At 69.9% G+C, this 19,421-nt stretch carries 12 protein-coding genes; 7 read left to right on the top strand and 5 right to left on the bottom strand.

Features of this window, described 5'->3' with window-relative positions; translation table 11 throughout:
- Positions 1 to 138 precede the first annotated feature (138 nt).
- The 7 genes from A8713_RS11575 to A8713_RS11545 all read left to right on the top strand — a co-directional run bounded on the left by A8713_RS11575 (position 139) and on the right by A8713_RS11545 (position 6,693).
- A complete protein-coding gene (locus A8713_RS11575) occupies positions 139 to 999 on the top strand; it encodes an alpha/beta fold hydrolase (RefSeq protein WP_064533343.1) in 861 nt (286 codons plus the stop codon).
- 87 nt (positions 1,000 to 1,086) lie between these two features.
- Positions 1,087 to 1,506 (top strand): Hsp20/alpha crystallin family protein, encoded by a 420-nt coding sequence (locus tag A8713_RS11570; protein WP_064533342.1) that lies wholly within the window; start codon positions 1,087 to 1,089, stop codon positions 1,504 to 1,506.
- A 123-nt stretch (positions 1,507 to 1,629) separates the two neighbouring features.
- Positions 1,630 to 2,130 (top strand): DUF2267 domain-containing protein, encoded by a 501-nt coding sequence (locus tag A8713_RS11565; RefSeq protein WP_079158918.1) that lies wholly within the window; start codon positions 1,630 to 1,632, stop codon positions 2,128 to 2,130.
- A 152-nt stretch (positions 2,131 to 2,282) separates the two neighbouring features.
- A complete protein-coding gene (locus A8713_RS11560; RefSeq protein WP_064533341.1) occupies positions 2,283 to 2,687 on the top strand; it encodes a DUF6507 family protein in 405 nt (134 codons plus the stop codon).
- Entirely contained in the window at positions 2,684 to 5,020 is a 2,337-nt protein-coding gene (locus A8713_RS11555) for a hypothetical protein (protein WP_064533340.1), read from the top strand. The genes A8713_RS11560 and A8713_RS11555 overlap by 4 nt, the downstream gene beginning before the upstream one ends.
- A gap of 9 nt (positions 5,021 to 5,029) precedes the next feature.
- Complete coding sequence (locus A8713_RS11550) at positions 5,030 to 5,677, top strand: hypothetical protein (protein WP_079158917.1); 648 nt, start codon at positions 5,030 to 5,032, stop codon at positions 5,675 to 5,677.
- Positions 5,678 to 5,757: 80 nt separating this feature from the next.
- Entirely contained in the window at positions 5,758 to 6,693 is a 936-nt protein-coding gene (locus tag A8713_RS11545; protein ID WP_237305349.1) for a DUF6177 family protein, read from the top strand.
- Between the two features lie 285 nt (positions 6,694 to 6,978).
- Here A8713_RS11545 and A8713_RS11540 read toward each other — a convergent pair whose 3' ends face one another.
- The 5 genes from A8713_RS11540 to A8713_RS11520 are packed head-to-tail and all read right to left on the bottom strand — an operon-like array spanning position 6,979 to position 19,413.
- On the bottom strand, positions 6,979 to 7,584 hold the full coding sequence (locus tag A8713_RS11540; protein WP_064533339.1) for a DUF5753 domain-containing protein: 606 nt from the start codon (positions 7,582 to 7,584) through the stop codon (positions 6,979 to 6,981).
- 51 nt (positions 7,585 to 7,635) lie between these two features.
- A complete protein-coding gene (drmB, locus tag A8713_RS11535) occupies positions 7,636 to 9,504 on the bottom strand; it encodes a DUF1998 domain-containing protein (RefSeq protein ID WP_064533338.1) in 1,869 nt (622 codons plus the stop codon).
- Positions 9,501 to 12,746: a helicase-related protein gene (locus tag A8713_RS11530; RefSeq protein WP_064533337.1), complete on the bottom strand. Its 3,246-nt coding sequence runs from the start codon at positions 12,744 to 12,746 to the stop codon at positions 9,501 to 9,503. Before A8713_RS11530 ends, drmB begins: the two co-directional genes overlap by 4 nt.
- A complete protein-coding gene (locus tag A8713_RS11525) occupies positions 12,743 to 14,650 on the bottom strand; it encodes a UvrD-helicase domain-containing protein (protein ID WP_173860833.1) in 1,908 nt (635 codons plus the stop codon). Before A8713_RS11525 ends, A8713_RS11530 begins: the two co-directional genes overlap by 4 nt.
- Entirely contained in the window at positions 14,647 to 19,413 is a 4,767-nt protein-coding gene (locus A8713_RS11520; protein WP_064533336.1) for a DEAD/DEAH box helicase, read from the bottom strand. Before A8713_RS11520 ends, A8713_RS11525 begins: the two co-directional genes overlap by 4 nt.
- Between the last annotated feature and the right edge of the window lie 8 nt (positions 19,414 to 19,421).

The raw sequence follows: 19,421 nt of genomic DNA, 5'->3' as shown, positions 1-19,421 counted from the left end.
ACGAGGGACCTCGGGGAGGCAGGCGAAGGAGACCCTCGGGGCGCAGGCGGAGGGATGTGTCCTGGCCCAGGACCCCCTGGCTAGGCTGACGCCGGACCGAACGGCAGCAGTGACCACGCGCTGGGGGACGAACGGACGATGCCCGACGGACGACCGGACACGACCCCCGCCGCCCCGCGCACCCGTCCGGGCCGGCTGCCCCGCCCGGACGGCACACACCTCGCCTACGAGGACCACGCGCCCCCGCCCCTGCCCTCGCCCCCCACGCCCTCGCGCCCGTCCGTCCTGCTCCTGCACGGACTGGCGGGCCACCGGGGCGAGTGGGACGACCTGGCCGCGCGGCTGCGGGCGGACGGCCACCGGGTGGTGGCGTACGACGCCCGGGGCCACGGCGGGAGCACCCGCCGCCCCGGGGACGTGACCCGCGAGGCACATGTCGCGGACGCGGCGGCCCTGGCGGACGAACTGGCCCTCGCCCCGGCCGTGGTCGTGGGCCAGTCCTTCGGCGGCCACACCGCCCTCCTGCTGGCCGCCGCCCGCCCCGACCTGGTGCGGTCCCTGATCCTCGTCGAGGCGGGCCCCTCGATCGCGCCCCCGGACCTCCCCGCCCGGATCGGAGCCTGGCTGGACTCCTGGCCGGTCCCGTTCCCCACCGCCGAGGCGGCGGCCCGCTTCCTCGGCCACGAGGCGTGGGCGCGGGGTCTGGAGCAGCGGGCGGACGGCTGGTGGCCGAGGACCGACAGGGACGTCATCGTCTCCACGATCGCCGAACTGACCCGGCGCGACCACTGGCGGGAGTGGCAGGCGATCACCTGCCCCGTGCTGGTGGTGCGGGGCGCCGACGGCACGATGCGCGAGGCGGAGTCCGCCGAGATGCACACCCGCCGCCCCGCCGCGACCCGCCTCCTGACCCTCCCCGCGGCGGGCCATGACGTCCACCTGGACCAGCCGGACGCCCTGTACGAGGCGGTGCGGGCGTTTCTCGCCGACCAGACCTGAGTCGGGGCTTGTCAGCTTTCATTCCGCGAGCTATATAAAGAGAGGTAGGGCATCGCACCCAGTTCCACAGGAAAGGAGTGACCTGTGATGCTCATGCGCTCCGACCCCTTCCGCGAGTTCGACCGCCTCGCGCAGCAGGTCTTCGGCCCCGCCCGGCCCGGCGCCATGCCCATGGACGCCTATCGCTCGGGAGACGACTTCGTCGTCCACTTCGACCTCCCCGGGGTCGACCCGGAGACCATCGACCTGGACGTCGAGCGGAACGTGCTGAACGTCCACGCCGAGCGGAGGTCTCCCGCCCCCGAGGGCGCGGAGATGATCGTCGCCGAACGCCCCACGGGGACGTTCACCCGGCAGCTGTTCCTCGGCGAGACCCTCGACACCGAACGCATCGACGCCTCGTACGAGGCCGGTGTCCTCACCCTGCGCATCCCGGTCGCCGAGCAGGCCAAGCCCCGCAAGATCCAGATCACCGGCGGCAGCGACCGCAAGCAGCTGAGCAGCTGAGATCCCGTAGGAGACGCGTCCTGTGAGCCCAAGGCCGCCACCGGCCGCTCACGGGACGCGCCCACGCGCCCGGCGACCGAACCCACGTCACCCACGCGACCCACGCGGAGGAGATCCCACACGATGACCGCGACGGCGGCCCCCACCAAGACGACGCCCCGCACGACGCCCCGCACGGCCACGGCCCGTTGCGCCACCGCCCCGTGCACCTGGCTCACACTGACCGAACGCGTACGGAACGCGGGCGGATACCGGACCGCGGCGGAGGCGGAACACCGCACCCGCGTCGTCCTCTCGGCCCTCGGCTCCCAGGTGACCGGCGAGGAACGCGTGTCCCTGGCCCACGCCCTCCCCGAGGAAGCGGCCGGCCTCATCGCCGCCCAGATCCCGGCCCTCCACCCCCTCCCGGCCCGCGACTTCGTGGAATCGGTGGCCTCCCGCCTCGACAACGCCACGACCGCAACGGCCCGTTGGGACACCAGCACGGTCCTCACCGTCCTGGCGGACCTCCTGCCCCCACCCCTCCTGACGAACGTCCTGACGCAACTCCCCCGGGGCTACGCCCTGCTGTTCGGACGAGCAGAACTGAGTGCCGACCGCCCGCTCGCGCACCGAACGGGATGATCCGGCCGGGTCTTCCCCCTCCATACCGAAGTGCGTTGTTCCGGCGATCAGCGCCCTGATACGGAGGAGGGTCTTCTCCGCCGGTCCGTACGACTTGCCCGGACCGGCGGAGGGAGCGTGTCGTCGCGGGAAACCCACGGGGGGAGAGAGACATGACGGGGTGGGATGTCAGGCCCAGCGGGGTGGAGTCGATTCTGTCGTTGGTCGGTCTCGCGGCCGAAGACCTGGCCAAGGACATCAAGGGGTACGGCAAGAGCGTCGAGGAAACCGCCCTCTGTGCGGGCACGATCAGCGGTCCGTACTGCGGCTCCGCGCCCGTCGGTCCGGTCGGCGCCGCGGTGGCGAATGTCGTCTCCGACACCGGGTCGCAGATCACGCTCATGGCGGCTCGCATCAAGAAGACGACGGACGGAACCGTCGATGCCACCACCGCGTACATCGACGGTGATTTGACCATGGCAGCGCGTGCCCAGCGCGAAGCGGCGAAGGCCCCCTCGTCCGCCGACCTGCGGGCGGTGGTCGAGCAGGCAGACCGGCACGGGGAGCGGCCGAGGTGATCGATCCGGGAGGAATCCCGCAGTACACCGGTGACTTCACCGAGCTGTCCAAGGCCGTCTCCGAGTTCCGGACCCGCGCGGTCGGTATCCGCAACGACGGCCAGGACGTCCACTCCCGCTTCCAGGCGACGGCCGCCTACTACAAGGCGCCGGAGGCCGACCAGCTCTTTTCCTCCACCCAGCCGGTGATGGACACGGCGGACGAGTTCGCCGCCCACATCGAGTCCCTGGCCGACGCGCTGGAGACCTTCACAGCGGAGGCGAAGCCGCATGCGGACCGCTTGAAGGCATTGCGGGAGAAGGCGTCGGCCTTCGTGGACAGCGTGCGGGGCGACGAGGACTGGTCCAAGGACCAGGACAAGTTCGACGCGCACAAGGCCCTGATGGACGGTGTCGCGGAAGCCGTCGACGGGTTCCAGACCGCGGAGCGCGACGCCGCGAGCAAGATCGACCGCATCAGCCCGGGGGCGTGCCGTCCCAGCTGGGTGGTCGACGACGGCAGCCACGCGCCAGGCATGTACGGCGTCCACGCCGACACGCTGACATCCATGGACCACCTGCCGTGGGGCAGCCCGGAGAACCGCTCCTACGAGCGGTGGAGCCTGGACTGGTGGAAGCACGGCGCCAAGAGCTGGGCCTGGGACGGCATCGTCAAGGACAGCGTCTGGGGCGGCTTCGTCGGTCTGGGTGTCCTTGAGGACAACCTCCTGGGCATCAACGGCGCCCAGGCCCGCGGCGACACCTGGGACGGCCTCAGACGCACCGTCGTCGGGGCGTACGCCTACGGCATGGACGCGGTCGGCCTGGGTGACCATCTCTCGGACTGGCAGCGGAACAGCGAGGCGTACGCCGACGAGTTCGGCAAGGGGTTCGTCGCCTACGACACCTGGGACGAGGACCCGGCGCGCGCCCACGCCGTCACCGCTTTCAACCTCCTCACCCTGTTCGGAGGAGCTGCCGGTGGCCTCGCCAAGGTGGGCAAGGCAGGCCGGGCGGCCGACACCGCAGGCGCCCTGGCCAGGGCAGGCGACGCCCTCGACCCCGTCTCGGGTGGCATGAGGGCGGCCGAGGGCCTGTCCGACCTGCCGAAGATCTCCGATGTCCTCGCCCGCGTCAGCGACCACCTCAAGCTCCCGAAGCCCCACCTCCCCGACACCGCCCTCGACCTGAACGACCGCTACCGGATCGCCAAGGACGGCAAACTGGTTCCGCTGCACGCGGACGGCACCCCGAACACGGCACCGGCGGTACGGGAGCCTTCCGCGGCCGCCCGCGTGCCGTCTGTGCGAACAGGCGACCGAGAACTCGTAGGTGCCGGACGGTGGACGGAGGAAGCCCCCGCTCAAGAGGTCGATCGTCTTTCCCCGCACATGAGCCATGAGACTGGTGGCGGCGTGCCGGACGGCCCTCGCGGGGCAGGCGCGGCGCCGCGGGGGGACGAGGCAGGAGGCGTTCACAACCACCTAGGCCGGTCCGGCACGGAAAGTCAAGGCCTCGGCGGCGATGGTCCTCACGGCGCGGGCGGCCGTGGACAGAGCTCATCCGGTCACCCATCGACGGAGTCGGCACATGAAGTCGCGCCACACGACGGAGCACCGGGAAACGATCCGTATGACGTAGCAGGCGATGTGGGCGCATCACACGGTGTCGTACCGGACGTAGATCCCGCGAGATATGCCGCCACGTCAGGAGAACATTCCCAGGCACACACCGGCCCCATCAAGCCGGAGCAGGAGGCTGGAGTTCTCGACGAGCTGAAACATGCCAAGATGGACAGTCGTGATCAGGAGGCGGTGCTCCGCTCGCTACGAAAGGACCCTTACGGAGCCGGTGTCGCGGAGATAATCAACCGTGGAAATCTGCGCGGAGTCGAAAACTATAGAGAAATCTTGGACATGTACAAAAAGGGGCCGACCAGAAGAGATCCAAAGGAAAGCATGGTCCCGGCGGCTTACATGGCTCTGATACATGCCGAAGAATTGCAGAGCCGCGGTGACACTCGTCTGGGGTTCGAACTCGGGGATGCCGGCACCACGTACGACATCGACGTCTATACGCGGTATCCGGACGGGGCGATGGACTACGGGTACCAACTCAAGGATGTCGATAGTGTCACAGGAATCAGGAAGGCCGCCAAAAAGTCGGCAAGCCAACTTGATTACCCGATGAGTCATCGAGTGGCTGTCCTTGACGTACATGACACGATGGGAAATCTTACGCCGCGAATTTTCGAGGAAGTGGTGCGTGCCGCAGGCAGGTCCAACGCAACCTATCTCCTCCGTTTTGAAGACGGTGCTATCACGGTTCCGGCCGATGGTCCCGTATTCCCGTAAGGAGCAGACATGTCGACCCTGATGCGCGCGCCACGGCCTTGTGGGTCCTGGTTCTGGGACCTCGTTGACGTCCATGAGCCAGGACTTGAGGCAGCGCTGAGGGTTGCTGCCTGCATGGCCGAAGTGCTGAAAAAGTTCGAGTTGCTCAACCCTGTAAGGCTTGAGTACGACTGGTTTGTGCTTGGTGCAGGACCCACGGGCGTCACTAGTAGTTTGCTTATTCCCGTAACGCCGCTGAGCGACCATAAATTGGCCGAAAGGGTGCTGGGGAGTCGTCCGGTCTCCTTTCCTGACGCCGAGATGGACGATCTCAGGGTGATTGGATCCGGTACGTGGATCACCTCGGAAGGGGCGCACCGCCAGGAGCCACGCCTGGTCGAGCTGTCCGTCTCGTCCAGCCCCCTTGGGCCGACTGCGGAGGTTGCCGTTCACTACGACATCTGGAGCTGGTTCGACTTTTCCGGTCATCCGCACCCCGAAATCTACAACCGAAATGCTCCCCGCCTCGCCGACGCATTGCAGGGAATCTCCTCTGTGCTCGGTGTGACTCCTGAGACAGGAGACGCGACCTATTTCGGTCATGCAATGGGGAACGGTATTTCGACGCCGGACGCCTACGACGACGGCCTGGGCCCCGATCTGACGGACAAGCTCTGACCGCTGACGAGAACTCAGCCGCGAGCTCGATCGAACGCGGGACTCCCCGGCCCTGCCCTCACCGCTGAAGAAAGCAGCACATGTCCCGTAGCGCATTCGCTCTCACCGCGAGAATGCCGGACCCCACGTCCCTGCTGGCCGCCCTCCACGCGGGCGGCCCCGATCTGCGCGTCGACCGGGCGGGTCAAGGCGCCGTGGTGCGACTGTGCACGGAGGACGGGCGCCAGGTGGTCGCGGTCGAGGCACCTCGCTACATCCAGGTCCCCGGGGAGGCGGCACGACTACTGGACCCTGCGGTGGCCACGGAGACTCCGGTCTGGTGGACGGAGGTCCGCGCGGCCTCCGCCGTCCCTGAGGCCCCCCGGCCGGCGGCCTCCATAGCCGGACGCCTGGCCACCTTGCTCGACGGCACCACCTGGCCTCGCGAGACCGCCGCCCACGCCGATGTCGTCACGGTCGCGGCCTCCGGCGAACCGGCGCCCGCCCTCGCGGTCGGCGATGACGTACTCACCGAAGCGGACATGCTCACGGACCGAGCCGCGATCGTCCTCCCCGACATCCCGGTCATCGCCACCCAGTGGGTGACTCACACCCGCCTGGGCGTGGAGGAGCACTTTACGCTTGCCTTCGGCCACACCGCCGACAACCTCGTCCCCCTGGACCACCTGCCCCACTTGGCGGAGGAACTGGCCATTCAACACCACCTGGCCACCATGGTCACCGAGGTACGAGCGGCCCGCCCGGACCTCACGGTCCCGGCCCACTACGAGCCACCGGCCCTCCCCGTCTCCCTCACGTTCGGCCCCGGCGCCATTGCGGACACCGGACCCAGCCGCGTGGAGGAAACCCTGCCGGACACGCCCGTCGTACGCCTCGGCCCGACAGCCCGCCCCACCCTTCACTGCACGCTCGGAGACGGCACGGATCCCGCAGCGTGGAGGCGACTCAGGCACGCCATGGCTCACCTGCGAGTAGCTCCAGCAGGTCAAGCCGTATGCGGGCCACCAAGCGGATGATGTCCGACCGCTGTGTCAGGCCGGCCTCCGAGCGGCCCGCCGAAGCGGGGAGGACCGCAGCCGGACGGGGTACGCACGGCACGACGCAGAACGCCGGCTTGCCCCTGGCCGGCGGCGCAGCGGCCCTGCACGGCACCGGCCCACCCCGCGGCGGCTCTCGCGATGGCCGGCCCGGTCATCGCGAAGACGACACCGGCGGAAACCTTGCGGCGACCCCGGGGCCGCAGGCGCCGAAGGACGGGGAGCGGACTCTGCGCGAACTCGTCGTGTTCGAGTCGGAGCCGGTCAAGCGGTGGTCCAGAAGTCCACGGCCTTCCTGAGGATCGCCTGCGCACCAGCACCGTAGGACGCGGCGCTCTTGAGCGCTTCGAATGCCTTCACATGGAGGGCGATCTCGGCCGGGTCGGTCACGTCCACGGCGGAGGAGACGAGCTCGTAGTGCGCGCGCTGATCGCCGTAGATGTGGAAGCCAGGGGTGGGAACGATGCCCACCTCGACGCTCCGGGGAACGATACCGAGGTCGAGCGACGGCAGGTCGATCTCGCTGAGGATCCGCTTCACCTGCTCGCGCATCACCTCCGCCCCACCGACGTTCGTGTACAGAGCCTGCTCACCGAGGATCACGTCGTAGTGGTGCTCTCCGTCGTACAGAACCTGCTGGCGTTCCATCCGCTTCGCGACTCCGGCCCTCACGTCGTCCGGGACCTCCAGGAAGTCGACGACTCGGCGCAGGATCACCGAGGCGTACGCCTCCGTCTGAAGCGTGCCCCAGATCATGTGGGGGACGTACGCCTTGGCGTGAGCGTTCTGTCGATACCAGTGGATCACCTCGTCCTGAATGTCCTCCGTTCCGGTGGACAACCGCTGCTGCCACGGGACCGCGCTCGTCATGTGATCTCCTTCCGTCGACATCGGTACCTCGATCCGTCCGGACGTCGGTCGTCAGGGGGCGAGGACGGTCCCGAAGAACCCCAGAGTCGGCTCTTCCGGTGTCCCCACCAGCAGCGCGCGGTCCAACAGGATGTTGTTGTGCTCGCAGCTCGTCTCCGGGAGCATGACGCAGGCGTGACAGGCGGCGAGATTCGTCCCGGCGGAGCCGGCCGCGTCGGCCTCCATGCAGAGCGGGTCCGAGGAGCACCACTCGGCCCGGCGGATCGCCGAGCGCACCGTGTGGTCGAGAAGTTCCGGTTCGCCCTGCGCCACGAGGCCGCCGAGGCTGCCCGCCGAGTCGCTCGTCGCCGTGTAGACGAGCACCCCGGCCATGTCGTCGGCGGCGTACAGGCGCTCCCGCAGGGAGGCGGCCGGATAGCCCGCCTCCAGGCTCCACTCGTTGATGAGGACATGGGCCAAGGTGTGCAGCAGCACCATGCGAGGCGTCGCGGGGGACGGTACGGCTCGGCTCGGGTCGTCGGCCCGCTGTTCGAGCACCCGCTGGTGGGCGGTGCGCATGCGCTCGACACGGGCCGCCACGGCCGGGGCCTTCTCCCAGGTGTCCAGTCGGCTCTCGTCCAGTCGCAGGAAGACTCCCTCTCCCCGGACCTCCATGGCCGGCAGCCAGCGCACGGGGTTCCGGGAGAGTGGCATCTCCTTCGCGTCGGTCGTCGACTCGGCGTCCACGAGTCGGGTGAACGCCTTCAGGGCCCGCACCTCGCGGAGCTTCTTGACCAGCATCGGACCGGTGATCCCGAGCGGCTGGAGCACGTTCGCGTCACCGAGCGGTGTCTCGCAGACGAACTGCTCCGCACGGGTGTGCTCGCTCTCGTCGTTGCCCGAACGCAGGCGCTCGTACTCCTTGTTGCGCAGGGCTCGGTAGCGGTGGTCGAAGCTCGGCGCGCTCCCGTCCTCCGGGTCCTCCTCGCGTTCCGCGGCGAGCAGGGCCATGACCTCGTCCAACGGAATCGGACACTCGCCCCTGAAGGCCCCCTCGAGGTAGATGCCGATGTGCTCACGGTTGTCGAACTGGCGCAGCGTGTCCCAGTGTTCCGCGAGCGGATCCGCGCGACCGTCGCTCCACGGCGGGATGGACAGCGCCGACTTCAGCACCGGCTGCCACACCGACGAGGAACCGCGCTGCAGAGTGCGCAGGGGGAGCCCGCACCCCGCCGGGTCCGTGGCGGAGAGGCCGAGCCACGGGCGGGTGCCCCGGCAGGTGAGGCGCAGGTCCTTCAGCGCGTTCCTGCGGAAGGAGCCCTCCATCGAGACCTCGGGCACCTGGCCGCAGGTGCAGGAGATGACGACGGAGCGCAGCGAGGAGGTGCGTCCTGTCGTACGCATCCTGAGCCTGCCGCCGCACCTCCCGAGCCTCGTGGCGTCCCGGTCCGGTGAGCGGTGCACCCACTGCCAGTAGGGGAACTCGTCGAGGTGCCCGGCCTCACAGGCGACGACGAAGCGGGAGGGGACGAGGTCCACCTCGCACGTGCCGCAGACGCTTCGACCGGCCGGGGGCGAGAAGTCGCGGTGCGGCTGCAGTTCGTTGCACTCGGGGCACGAGTGCATCAGCGGGAAGCGGCGGACCCGAAGGCCGTCCGTGCTGGTGTCCTCGGACGCCGGCGGCAACCGGAAGCAGCCGACCCCGAGCAGACGGGCCAGACGCCGCTCATGGACGACTTTCGACTCGTCCGCGCTCCAGCTCCGGTCGGCCTCGTCCAGGCCCGAGACGACGAAGGACTCGTGATCGACGGCGATGAGCGACCCGACGCCGTATGTGGTGATCACCTGGGAGCGGCGAACCGCGCCTCGACGCAGGAGGTTGTGGGCCGGGCCGGTGCCGTTCGCGGTGGTCCGGCGGCGACGGGCGGGAGGCGGGGTCATCGGGTTCCCTCCATGAACAGGGCGGACTCGGCGTCGACGTCGCGCAGGCTCCACAGGGTGGGCCACGCTTCGCGGTCCGAGGACTCGTCGTCGTACGACTTCAGGAGCGAAGGGGCACGACTGCCCCGCTTCGGCTCGAAGAGCAACTCACCGTGGATGTCGGCTTCCTCGCACCACCAGTCGACGAACTCGTCGAAGCCCTGTGCCACGGCCTCGGTCTCCGAGGGGGTGACCGCGCGGACGCGGTCCAGGAGCAGACACCTGATGCGGTCCCGCAGGACGTGCTCGTAGGACGAGACCCGGCCGGCGCCCTCGTTCGGGCGTGCGGCCGGGATCAGGACGCGGGCGAGAGCGATGATCACCGCGTGCAGCCCCCGTTCCCGCGCGCGGGCGGAGAACGGGGTCACGGAGGTGGACTCGACCTCGCGGTAGAGAGCCGAGTGGTAGTGCCGGAAGTTCTCGTAGTGCGAACGGTCCCGGGCGCGGGCGGAGTTGAGCATGACCGCGACCAGGCCGGGGTGCGCACGGCCGACACGGCTCGTGGCCTGGATGTACTCGGCCGTCGTCTGGGGCTGGCCCATCACGGCCATCAGTCCGAGCCGGTCCACGTCCACACCCACCGCGATCATGTTGGTGGCCAGCAGGACGTCCACGGTGTCCTCGTCCGGAAGCCTCTTCTCGATCCCCTTGAGGCGCGTGGGGATCTCGCTGGCGTCGATCCGGCTGGTCAGTTCCGAGTAGTTGGCCACCGGGCGCACGGCCACACCCTCGCGCTCGGCGAGCAACTCCAGATAGGCCACCACGTCGTCGTGGACCTGGAGTTCGGCCGCGGACAGCAGTCGCAGGCTGTTGAAGTAGCCGACGAGGCTCCAGTAGGCGTCGCGCACCTTGTCGTCCGTGTCCGCGTGCATGGCCCGGTGCAGCAGGGTGGCGTACGTGCGGATCAGCAGCGTGGACTGGCTGGTGCCGGGAGCCAGCAGGCCGACGTAGCGGCGGCTCGCCTTCTCCTCGCGCGGGGTCTCCACGGCGAACCACGAGTCGCGCGCGTCCAGGCCCGCGGGCGGGAACTGCCGGACCTCGCGGGCGAAGAGGTGACGGCCCTGGTCGGCGGCACGGCGGATGGTCGCCGTGGAGGCGATCACCTTGGGCCGGCCGGCCAGGGCGTCCACGGCGGTCTCGTAGAGGCCGGTGAGGGTGCCCAACGGGCCGGAGATCAGATGCAGTTCGTCCTGGACGATCAGCTCCGGGGCAGGGGTGTCGTCCGCCGGGTCGTCCTGGTTGAAGAGCGCGGAGGTCGCCGGCCGCCACGGCATCGAGGCGAACTTGTCGACGGTGGCGATCACCAGGGTCGGACGCGCGTCGTACACCGCCTCGTCGATCAGATGGACGGGGAGACCGTCGGCGAACTCACAACCCGTACCGGGACAGCGGATGTACATCCGCTTGGTGTCCTCGTCGACCTCGTAGTTCCGTGCGTCGAGCCGGACCGCGCACCAGGGACAGGCGTGCAACTGGACGGGATTCTCGGTGGCGAGCCGCTTGTCCGGGTCGCCGCGCAGCTCGTCGAGCCTGACGGCGGCCTCGGCGAGCGTGTTGGGGGTGGCCGAGCGCCCCACCCACATGCCCACGGAGAACGGCTCGTCGCCCAGCTCGGGCGTGCGGCGCCGCATGTCCTCCATGGCACAGAGCAGGATCGCCGCACGCTCGAACTGCTGCAGGGTGAGCAGCCGGAGCGTATAGCGCATGAGGACGGTGACCCCGCCGCCGCTCGGGCCCCTGCGGATGCGGCGCAGGAAGGACGTCAGGGCGATCAGCCCGAGGTAGGCCTCCGTCTTGCCGCCACCGGTGGGGAACCACAGGAGGTCGGAGACCTTCCGGTCGTCGTGCTCGGGGTCGTCGATACCGGCGACGCAGAGCAGCACGAAGGCGATCTGGAAGGGCCGCCAGCGACCGGTTGACGGGTCGGGCTCGCCCACACGCCCGCCCTTCACCCAGGCACTGCGGGCGCGCTGGTCGGCCATGGCACGGTTGGCGAGCCGGAACGCCCGCATCAGGTCGGGCTTGCCACGCAGCAGCCGGATGCCCTCGCGGATCCGACCGAGTGCCTCGCGGCAGGCGTCCACCTGCTCCCGTGCCGGCTCCTCGTGCGGGCCGCCCACCAGAGCTGCCGCCTCGGCCGACTTCCGGTCGATCCAGTCCTCGTATCCGGCGGCCAGCGCCTCCAGGGCGGTCAGGATCTCGGCGTCGGACCGCTCGGCCAGACCCAGCATCGACAGCGAAGAGCTGTCGATCTCCGGGTTGGAGTCGGTCAGCAGCACCTCCACGCTGGGCACGAACTCGCTGCGCACCTCGGGGACCGCGGCCGGGACGCTGTCGGTCACGCCGATCGGCGACGGGTTCCAGTCCCAGACGGCGGCGCAACCGTGTCCGACGGCGAAGGTCGGGGCATGGCGGTGCAGCAGCCGACTGGTGGCGGTCTCCGGATCGTGCGCGGCGGACGGGGCGGTGCGTTCGACGAACGCACTCGAACCGTTCGCGGCCCGGACGGCCAGGGCGCACTGGAACAGGGCGAAGGCGTCCTGGAGGTCCCGCTCACCGACCTTCTGCCGGTTCATGAGCGTGACCGTGACGGTGATCGTGCCGGTGACCGGGTCGCGCCGGCGGACGATGACATGCAGGGCGACCTTCTCCGGAACGAGGTCGATCAGGTCACCCGGAGTGGGGACGGTCACGTCGATGCTGTGCTCGGGGAGCAGCAGTTCCTCGCGCCGCCACCGCTCCCGCTGCTCCGCGACGGTCCGGGCCTCGGCACGGCGGGCCGGGACCGGCTTGCCGTCGGGGTCGGTGGGCTCGTAGACCGCCGCGCGCGCCGAGACCACGATCGTGCCGCTCATGTCCGGGGCGACCGCGAAGGTCAGCCCCATGGAGGACGGGCGCTTGTCGCCCGGGACACCGATCTCCTGCGCGGCGCCGGACTCCTCGGCGTCCCCTCGGGTGAGGACGGCAGGGGCGTCCGGGTCGTCCTGTTCGGCCGCGTTCTCGGCCTTCCGCTCCCGCGAGGCACGCGGGTACAGCACACCGGTCAGGTATCGGTCGATCGGCGCGTCCTGGGTGAGGATCTCGGCGCGGTCCGCCGATGCCGACCCGTCCGCCGGACCGAAGAGTTCCCTGCGCAGTCCCACGAGAAGTTCCTCGTCCCGCACCCGATAGTGCTCGGAGTGCCGACCTGCCACGTGCGTCATGCGTCCTGCTCCTCTTCTTCCCGGTCCCGCCGCCGAAACATGCCGATGCCGGTGATCCTCGGCGCGATCCACACGCCCCGGTCGCCGAGGCCGGCGTTGGCGGCCGCCGCGACGCTGCCCGTCACCGTCTCCAGGGTGTCGATCCGCAGACCGTGGATCTCGTCGGGCCACCACGGGTCCCACGTCCGGTTCACCTTCTGCACCAGGAACAGCTCCTGCCGGAACCGCTCCGACGCCTCGCCTATCTCCCGTCCCCGGTGCAGCAGGGCGTAGGGCGGGCTCTGCGCCTCGCCCGCCGGCAGATCGTGGCGCTTGCGCAGCAGTACCTCCTGCCCCGGACCGACCTCTCGCAGAAGGTACGTCTGGGTCGCTGCGGCGTCGGTCGCGTCACCGGGCGGGTTGTCGCGGCAGACGTCCCCGGCCTCGGCCACCACGCCGTACCTGTCGTACGAGCGCCACCCGCCGACGTACCGTCGACCGTTCCTGCGGTTCCCCGCCCTCCTGATGAGCGGCACCTCGGGGGAGCGGACGTGATACAGGTCCTGGCGGGCGCGGGTCATCGCCACGTACAGCGCGCGGACCTCCGCGGGGAGGTCCGTCTCGGTCCCGTACCGCTTGTGGAGTTCGGAGACGGTCGGCGGAGTCAGCACGATCACCCGATCGAACTCCAGCCCTTTGGCGCGGTGCACGGTGGAGACGACGATCTGTGCGCTCTCCGGATCGGCCGCCTCGTCGGGGAACCGGCCGTCGGCGACCAGACGGCGCAGTCGGCCCAGGTCGAGCGTGGAGCGCGCGGGCGAGCGGGTGGCGCGTCGCAGCACCGTCCACAGGGCGTCCGCGTTCGGCTCGTGGGGCAGTGGGATCTGTTCCAACAGAGAGCGGAACCGGTCCTCGGTCAGTCCGGTCGCCTCGGTGCGGCGCAGCAGCTCGGCCACCCAGTAGGGCACCGGCCGCTCCTCCGGAGGACGGCGCAGCCGGTGGCCGATGCCGTTCTCGTGGAGCAGCCGGGAGACCACCAGGGCCTGCCCGTTGTCGCGGGTGAGGACGGCGCAGGTGTCGTCGAGGTCCCGCAGACCGTGCAGCGTGTACTCGTCCGTGAGATCGGCCAGCGCGTTCATCGGATCCAGGAGCAGGTCGCGCAGTTCCTCGTAGAGCGAGCCGGCCTCGTCCGCGTCCCGGACCCGCTGGAGGCGGGGACCGTACGGCAGCGCGATCCGCGCCTCCGGGGTGAGGGCCCGGAAGTTCTCGGTGAGACGCAGCTCCACCAGGTCGTCGGGATAGGAACTGCGCAGCCACTCGAAGAACCGACCGGTCTCGTCGTTCCGTTCCACCGGGTCCTCGATCTGGAAGCCGTACACGGACTGGGCGGCGTCACCGACCACGGTGAAGCCGCAGCTGTCCTGGTAGCGGTCGAGCAGGGCCTCCACCAGTTCCCGACGGTCGCCCAGCAGGTCCTGCACCTCGTCGATCACCACATGGGACGGCGGGACCGAGTCGCCGGACTCCAACGCGCCCTCCTCGACGGCTTCCGCCGCGGCCTCGATCCGCTCGTCGAAGGAGGCCGTGGCCCAGTCCTGGTCCGGACGCGCCTGGCGGAGCACTCCGTACGCCCAGGCGTCGAAGGTCTGGGCACGTACACGGCGAGCCCGCTCCCCGTGCCGGGTGATGCGCTCACGCAACTCGCGGGCCGCCGCCCGGGAGAACGTGAGCACGAGGATGTCGGCGGCCTCCAGCGCCTCCTCCGGGTCCTCGTGACCGCAGAGCGCGTCGAGGCGGCGCACCAGCGTGTGCGTCTTTCCCGCGCCGGCCCCGGCGGTGACCAGGACCCGTGCGTCCCAGGGCTGCTCGACGACGGCCCGCTGCTCGTCGGTGAGCGGCGGACTGTCGAGGTGGACGTCGGTCACGTACGGCTCCAGAGGTGCTCGAACTGGGTGAAGGCCAGCCGGGTGTCGAAGTTGGCGATGTTGTCGTCGACGTTGAGGATCAGACAGGTGTCCTTGCCGCCGTTCCCGGGGCCGCGCAGGCCACGCCCGATCATCTGCTGGTACACGTTGGTGCTGTAGACCGGTCGGGCCACCACGACGACCCGCGTGGCCGGCGCGTCGAAACCCTGGGTCAGGACACCGTAGTTGGTGAGCACACGGAGGCGACCGCTCCGGAAGTTCTCGATCCGCGCCCTGCGGTCCTGCGCGCTGGTCGTCGAGTCCACGGCGGCGGATGGGACTCCCCGGTCGTTGAACATGGCCGACAGGTACTTGGCGTGATCGACGGAGGTGGCGAAGAGCAGCGTCGGCCAGTCCGCCGGCAGGGCGGCCACCGATTCGACGATGCGCCGGCTGCGCTCGTGGTCGTCGGCGAGTCGTTGCTCGGCGGCGCGGGACAGCATCGCCATGCGCTCGGCGTGCGACTTCTCGTCCTGACTCAGTACGATCCGACCGCCCTCCAGGGTGCGGTGCTCGACCTGGGCGAGCATGCCCCACTCCTGGAGATCACGGTACGGGTCGCCGGAGGGGAACACACCCTCGTCGAGGCGCCGGTTGCCGAAGCGGGTGACCAGTCGGCGGGTCTCGTCCTCGTTGGTGTTGCGGAACGGGGTGGCGGTCAGGCCGAGCAGATGCCGGCGCGTCTCGTACTGGGTCAGTCCCAGCAGGCCGAGGATCTCCGTGTACCGCTTGGAGATGGCGGTGTGCGCCTCGTCCACGACCACGAGCGCGGGCTCGCGCAACCACGTGTACTGGTCGGTGTCCAGACACCGCTCCAGCTTGGCGTCCATGGCGATCACCAGATGGGGGTGGTCGACGACGTTGCCGACCTCGTTGCTGCCCCACAGTCGACTGATGGTCAGCGGTCGCTCGGCACCCACCTTGTTCCAGACGAACTTCCAGCTCTGCACGGCCTGTTCGCACAGTTCCTCGGTCTGCGCGATCCACAGCAGGGGGCCCTTGAGGTCACCGACCCGCTTCACCCAGCGGATCACGGCCTCGGCGGTGACCCGTGTCTTGCCGGCACCGGTGGGCAGCGACAGCATGCCGCGCTGCGGGGCCAGCCGGTCGAGCAGGGTGGAGATGTTCCGGACCAGGTCCTCCTGGTAGTCATGGAGCCTGGGGAAGTCCCGGGGGCCCTCGACGGTCTCGGAGGACGGCGGCGAGGGAGTCCTGGACCCGGCGAACGCGGCGGGCAGGCGGAGGTCGGAGACGAACGCCACGGCGGCCGACGACCCCCCGTACGCCACGGGGGCGTTGGGAAAGCGCGCCTGGATGTCCCGGGCGTGCTGCTGGAGCACCCCGTCGCCGTGCGCGTTGAACGCCATCTGCGCGACGCGCCGGCCGGACGGCTCCACCCCGTCGGTCGCCTGCAGCTCGGCGTCCATCAGCCCTTCGGGCAGACCGGCCCTGAGAGCGTCCGCACCGATCAGCAGTTCCAACTTGGCCACGACGTCGTCGGCTTCGCGTACGGCCTTCTGCGCCGCTTTCAGCGCGCTGTCCTTGGCCATGCGGTCCTGGTGCTCCAGCACCGCGCGGCAGCCGGCGGCGCCGAGGCCGAGACCCAGCTCGCGGTCGATCAGCCGCAGCATGGGCTCCGGCTCCACCGGCACCCGGACCTTGACCATGCTGTCCTGGCGCACGGCGTCCAGGGGAGAAGCGTGCGTGCCGTTGGGAGTCCGGGTGACCTCCTCCAGCTCGGTGCACCGCTGCACCACGCTGTTGCGGTTCCCGCTGTTCAGGCGCTGCCGCAGGGCGGGGAACAGCTCGACGAGGGGCACGGGGTCGCCGTCGGGCACCTCGCGGGTCTCCCGGCTGATCACATCGGCGTAGCGGAGCATGCCCCACTTCTCGACCATCAGCTCGGCGTCCTCGGCCGTCGGCACGAGCAGGGCGGGCAGCTGTTCGGCACGCAGGGCCCGGTACTCGGCGGTGCCGACGGCGAGGGTGATCTCGTCGTCGGGACGGGTGCCCCAGGTGTCACCGATCCTGCAACGGGTCAGCGAGTCCTCGGGGAAGTCCGCCCCGAACCGGGTGAGCATCACGTAGGTGGTGCCGACGAAGGCGTCGTCCTCGCTGCGCGACACCTCGTCCAGGAGCGCGTCCCAGCGATCGGTGGGCACCTCCTCGACGGTGGTCGGCAGCCGCAGTTTGCGGGCCTTCTCGGCGGAGATGTCGGCGACCGGCAGCACATCGCGGTAGGCGGAGAGCTGGGGACCGACGGCCTGCGCGAGCGGCTTGAGCCCCTGTGAGGTGGCGACCCTGCCGTGCTTGCGCAGCATCCATCGGATCGGTGACATCACCGCCTGGCGAGTGCTGGTCTGGGCGCCGAACTGGCGCGTCCAGTTGTCCACCACCGCGTCGTCGGGCAGCGCCTTCAGGAAGGCGGCGCGGGACTCCTCGGACAGGTCGCGGAAGAGATGGAGCGGACCACCGATCGCGGCGCCCTCCACCTTCATCCGGTTCAGTGACGGGCGCGGGGCACCGCTGTCCAGGTTGCGCAGCGAGGCGGCGTGGACGGCTGCCCGGTACTCCTCGAACCACGGCTCGTCCGCCCGGGGCTGCGCGCCACCGGCCGGTCGGTCCCGTAGGCCGATCAAGGAGAAGAAGGGCGTGTCGTCGGAGTGGAACGTCATGTCGACGGCGACGCTCGGATCGCGCTCGGCGTCCACCACGACACCGGGCAACATGCAGTCCGCGACGGGTCGGAAGTGCTTGTCGGCGGTTCGTACCCGAAGCGTCGCGCGCGGATCGGGCAGGCGCTCCAGGACCTTGTGGGCCAGCCGACGGACGCCGGCCCGGCGGAACAGCTCCCAGAAGCGCTCCCAGTCCGACTCCCCGTAGTGGTCGAAGCCCTGGTCGAGGACACCGGCGAACCGTCCCTCGACATCGGCCTCGCGGATGCCCAGGACATCGAGCGCGTGCGCCAGCGAGGGGTCCTGGGCGAGTTCGTCGACGACGTACACCATGGACTCGCGCAGTCCGTCCTGATGCTCGGCCCGACGGAACACCTTGCCGTGGACAGGGGCGACCAGGCCGTGTTCCTCGGTGAGCACGACATGGGCCTTGCGTGCCTCGGTGGCGAAGGGGGAGCCGTTCTCGATCATGTCGGCCAGGATGCGGACGGCCACCGCCGACCCTTCGGCGGTGCCGCTCGCGACGAGGGCCTCCAGCCAGTCACGGACGCCTGATCGTTCGTGACCGGCGGCGAGGAGGATGTGCTCGACCTTGCCGGAGCGCAGGGCGTCGGCCTCGACGCTCGGGTGCAGCCAGTCGGAGGGGCGACCGGGGCACTCGTGCCACATCCGCAGCCACCGCGTCAGTTGCTTCAGGTCCCTGTCCAGCCTCGGGTGGACGCGCAGTTGCCCGGGGAGCCGCAGGACGCCGTCCTGGTCGGGCAGTGAGGGGCACGTGGCGGTGCGGGCCCAGATCTCCCGGGTCAGGAACTCGTCGGCCCAGCTGATCGACTCCTTGACACGGCCGGGCAGCAGGGGGAGGTAGGCGGCCGGGTCCTCCGCCGGGGCCAGCCCGGGGAGGGAGTCGACGACCAGCTTCGCCGACACCCTGATCATCTCCTGGTTGAAGGGGGAGGAGTCGAGCAGGTTCTGCCGGTCCTCGTTGGTCTTCCACGCCCCGTTGAGGATGCCGCTCAGGGACATCTCGTACTTGGTGGGGAAGAAGGACCAGAACTTGCCGCGACCGCGCGAACGGGGGCTGACACACAGGCCGCTCTCGGGGTCCGGCTCCAGCGCGGGGACGGCCCAGGACAGGTCGAGCGTCACCCGGTCGTGCAGCTCGCCGGCGTCCGCGCGGGCGGCAGGACCCGGCTCGTGCGTGGTCGTGAACACGCGCCATCGCTCCGTGGAGGGGGCCTTCCCCGTACGCTCCTCGGTCACGGTGTGCAGGTCACCGGAGCGCCGGACGGTCAGCGTTCGGCACGCCGGCGGCCTGGGGCGGTGGTCCTCCAGGACGACCTCGGCGACGTGCGGTGAGAAGAGCTGGAACCCGACCGGGAATTCGTCGCGGGGCTCGCCGTGGGCCTTGCCACGATTGCCGTGCATGTCCCTTCCCAGCCGGTCGTCGGCCTTCGGGAGCAGCGGGAGCCGGACGACCGTCGTCGCCCACGTCAACAGCTTGTCCAGTACGGGGTCGGAGGCACGCTCGGCCTGCATGTCGAGCGGGCGGGCCATCCGCAGCACGGGGGCGTCGAACTCCGAGCCGTAGCGCTCCGTCACTCCGGGGACGGCCTTGATCTGCTCGTGGGACCAGGCACGGTCGAATCCGAAGCTCCCCGTACTGCTGAAGAATTCCGGGGTGTCGGTCACCACGAGGACCGACTTCACGCCGACCCCGAATCGGCCGATCTGCCCACCGCGCTTCTTCGACATACTCATGCGAAGAATGGTCTCCGCGCCCTCCGGGGTGACGGGGTTTCCCTCATTTGCGCAGTACAGATGGGTTTCCGTGAGGACCACCTGGACGCGTCCGTCGGATTCGCCGGCGATTTCGTCGGCAGCGTTCTGGACGAGCTCGAAAAGCTGACGGTCTCCGTATCCCCCCTGCGTGATGCGACGCTCTCCGTTGGCATGTTCGGCCACCAGGCCGGGGTCCACCGCATACGTCTGCAGAACACGGGAGGACTGTTCGAGGACGGTTTCGATCACCGCTGAGGACGAGGACGGCACGACTGCTG

Origin of the sequence: Streptomyces sp. SAT1, assembly GCF_001654495.1 — a bacterium.
In the GTDB taxonomy this organism is placed as follows: domain Bacteria; phylum Actinomycetota; class Actinomycetes; order Streptomycetales; family Streptomycetaceae; genus Streptomyces; species Streptomyces andamanensis.
Note: the sequence above shows the minus strand (reverse complement) of the source record. Positions and strands in the feature narration are given on the sequence as shown.

Excerpts from the sequence above, each read along its gene's own strand:
- A8713_RS11575 (WP_064533343.1), top strand. The coding sequence starts at position 139 with ATGCCCGACGGACGACCGGACACGACCCCCGCCGCCCCGCGCACCCGT.
- A8713_RS11570 (WP_064533342.1), top strand. The coding sequence starts at position 1,087 with ATGCTCATGCGCTCCGACCCCTTCCGCGAGTTCGACCGCCTCGCGCAG.
- A8713_RS11565 (WP_079158918.1), top strand. The coding sequence starts at position 1,630 with ATGACCGCGACGGCGGCCCCCACCAAGACGACGCCCCGCACGACGCCC.
- A8713_RS11560 (WP_064533341.1), top strand. The coding sequence starts at position 2,283 with ATGACGGGGTGGGATGTCAGGCCCAGCGGGGTGGAGTCGATTCTGTCG.
- A8713_RS11550 (WP_079158917.1), top strand. The coding sequence starts at position 5,030 with ATGTCGACCCTGATGCGCGCGCCACGGCCTTGTGGGTCCTGGTTCTGG.
- A8713_RS11545 (WP_237305349.1), top strand. The coding sequence starts at position 5,758 with ATGTCCCGTAGCGCATTCGCTCTCACCGCGAGAATGCCGGACCCCACG.
- A8713_RS11540 (WP_064533339.1), bottom strand. The coding sequence starts at position 7,584 with ATGACGAGCGCGGTCCCGTGGCAGCAGCGGTTGTCCACCGGAACGGAG.
- drmB (WP_064533338.1), bottom strand. The coding sequence starts at position 9,504 with ATGACCCCGCCTCCCGCCCGTCGCCGCCGGACCACCGCGAACGGCACC.
- A8713_RS11530 (WP_064533337.1), bottom strand. The coding sequence starts at position 12,746 with ATGACGCACGTGGCAGGTCGGCACTCCGAGCACTATCGGGTGCGGGAC.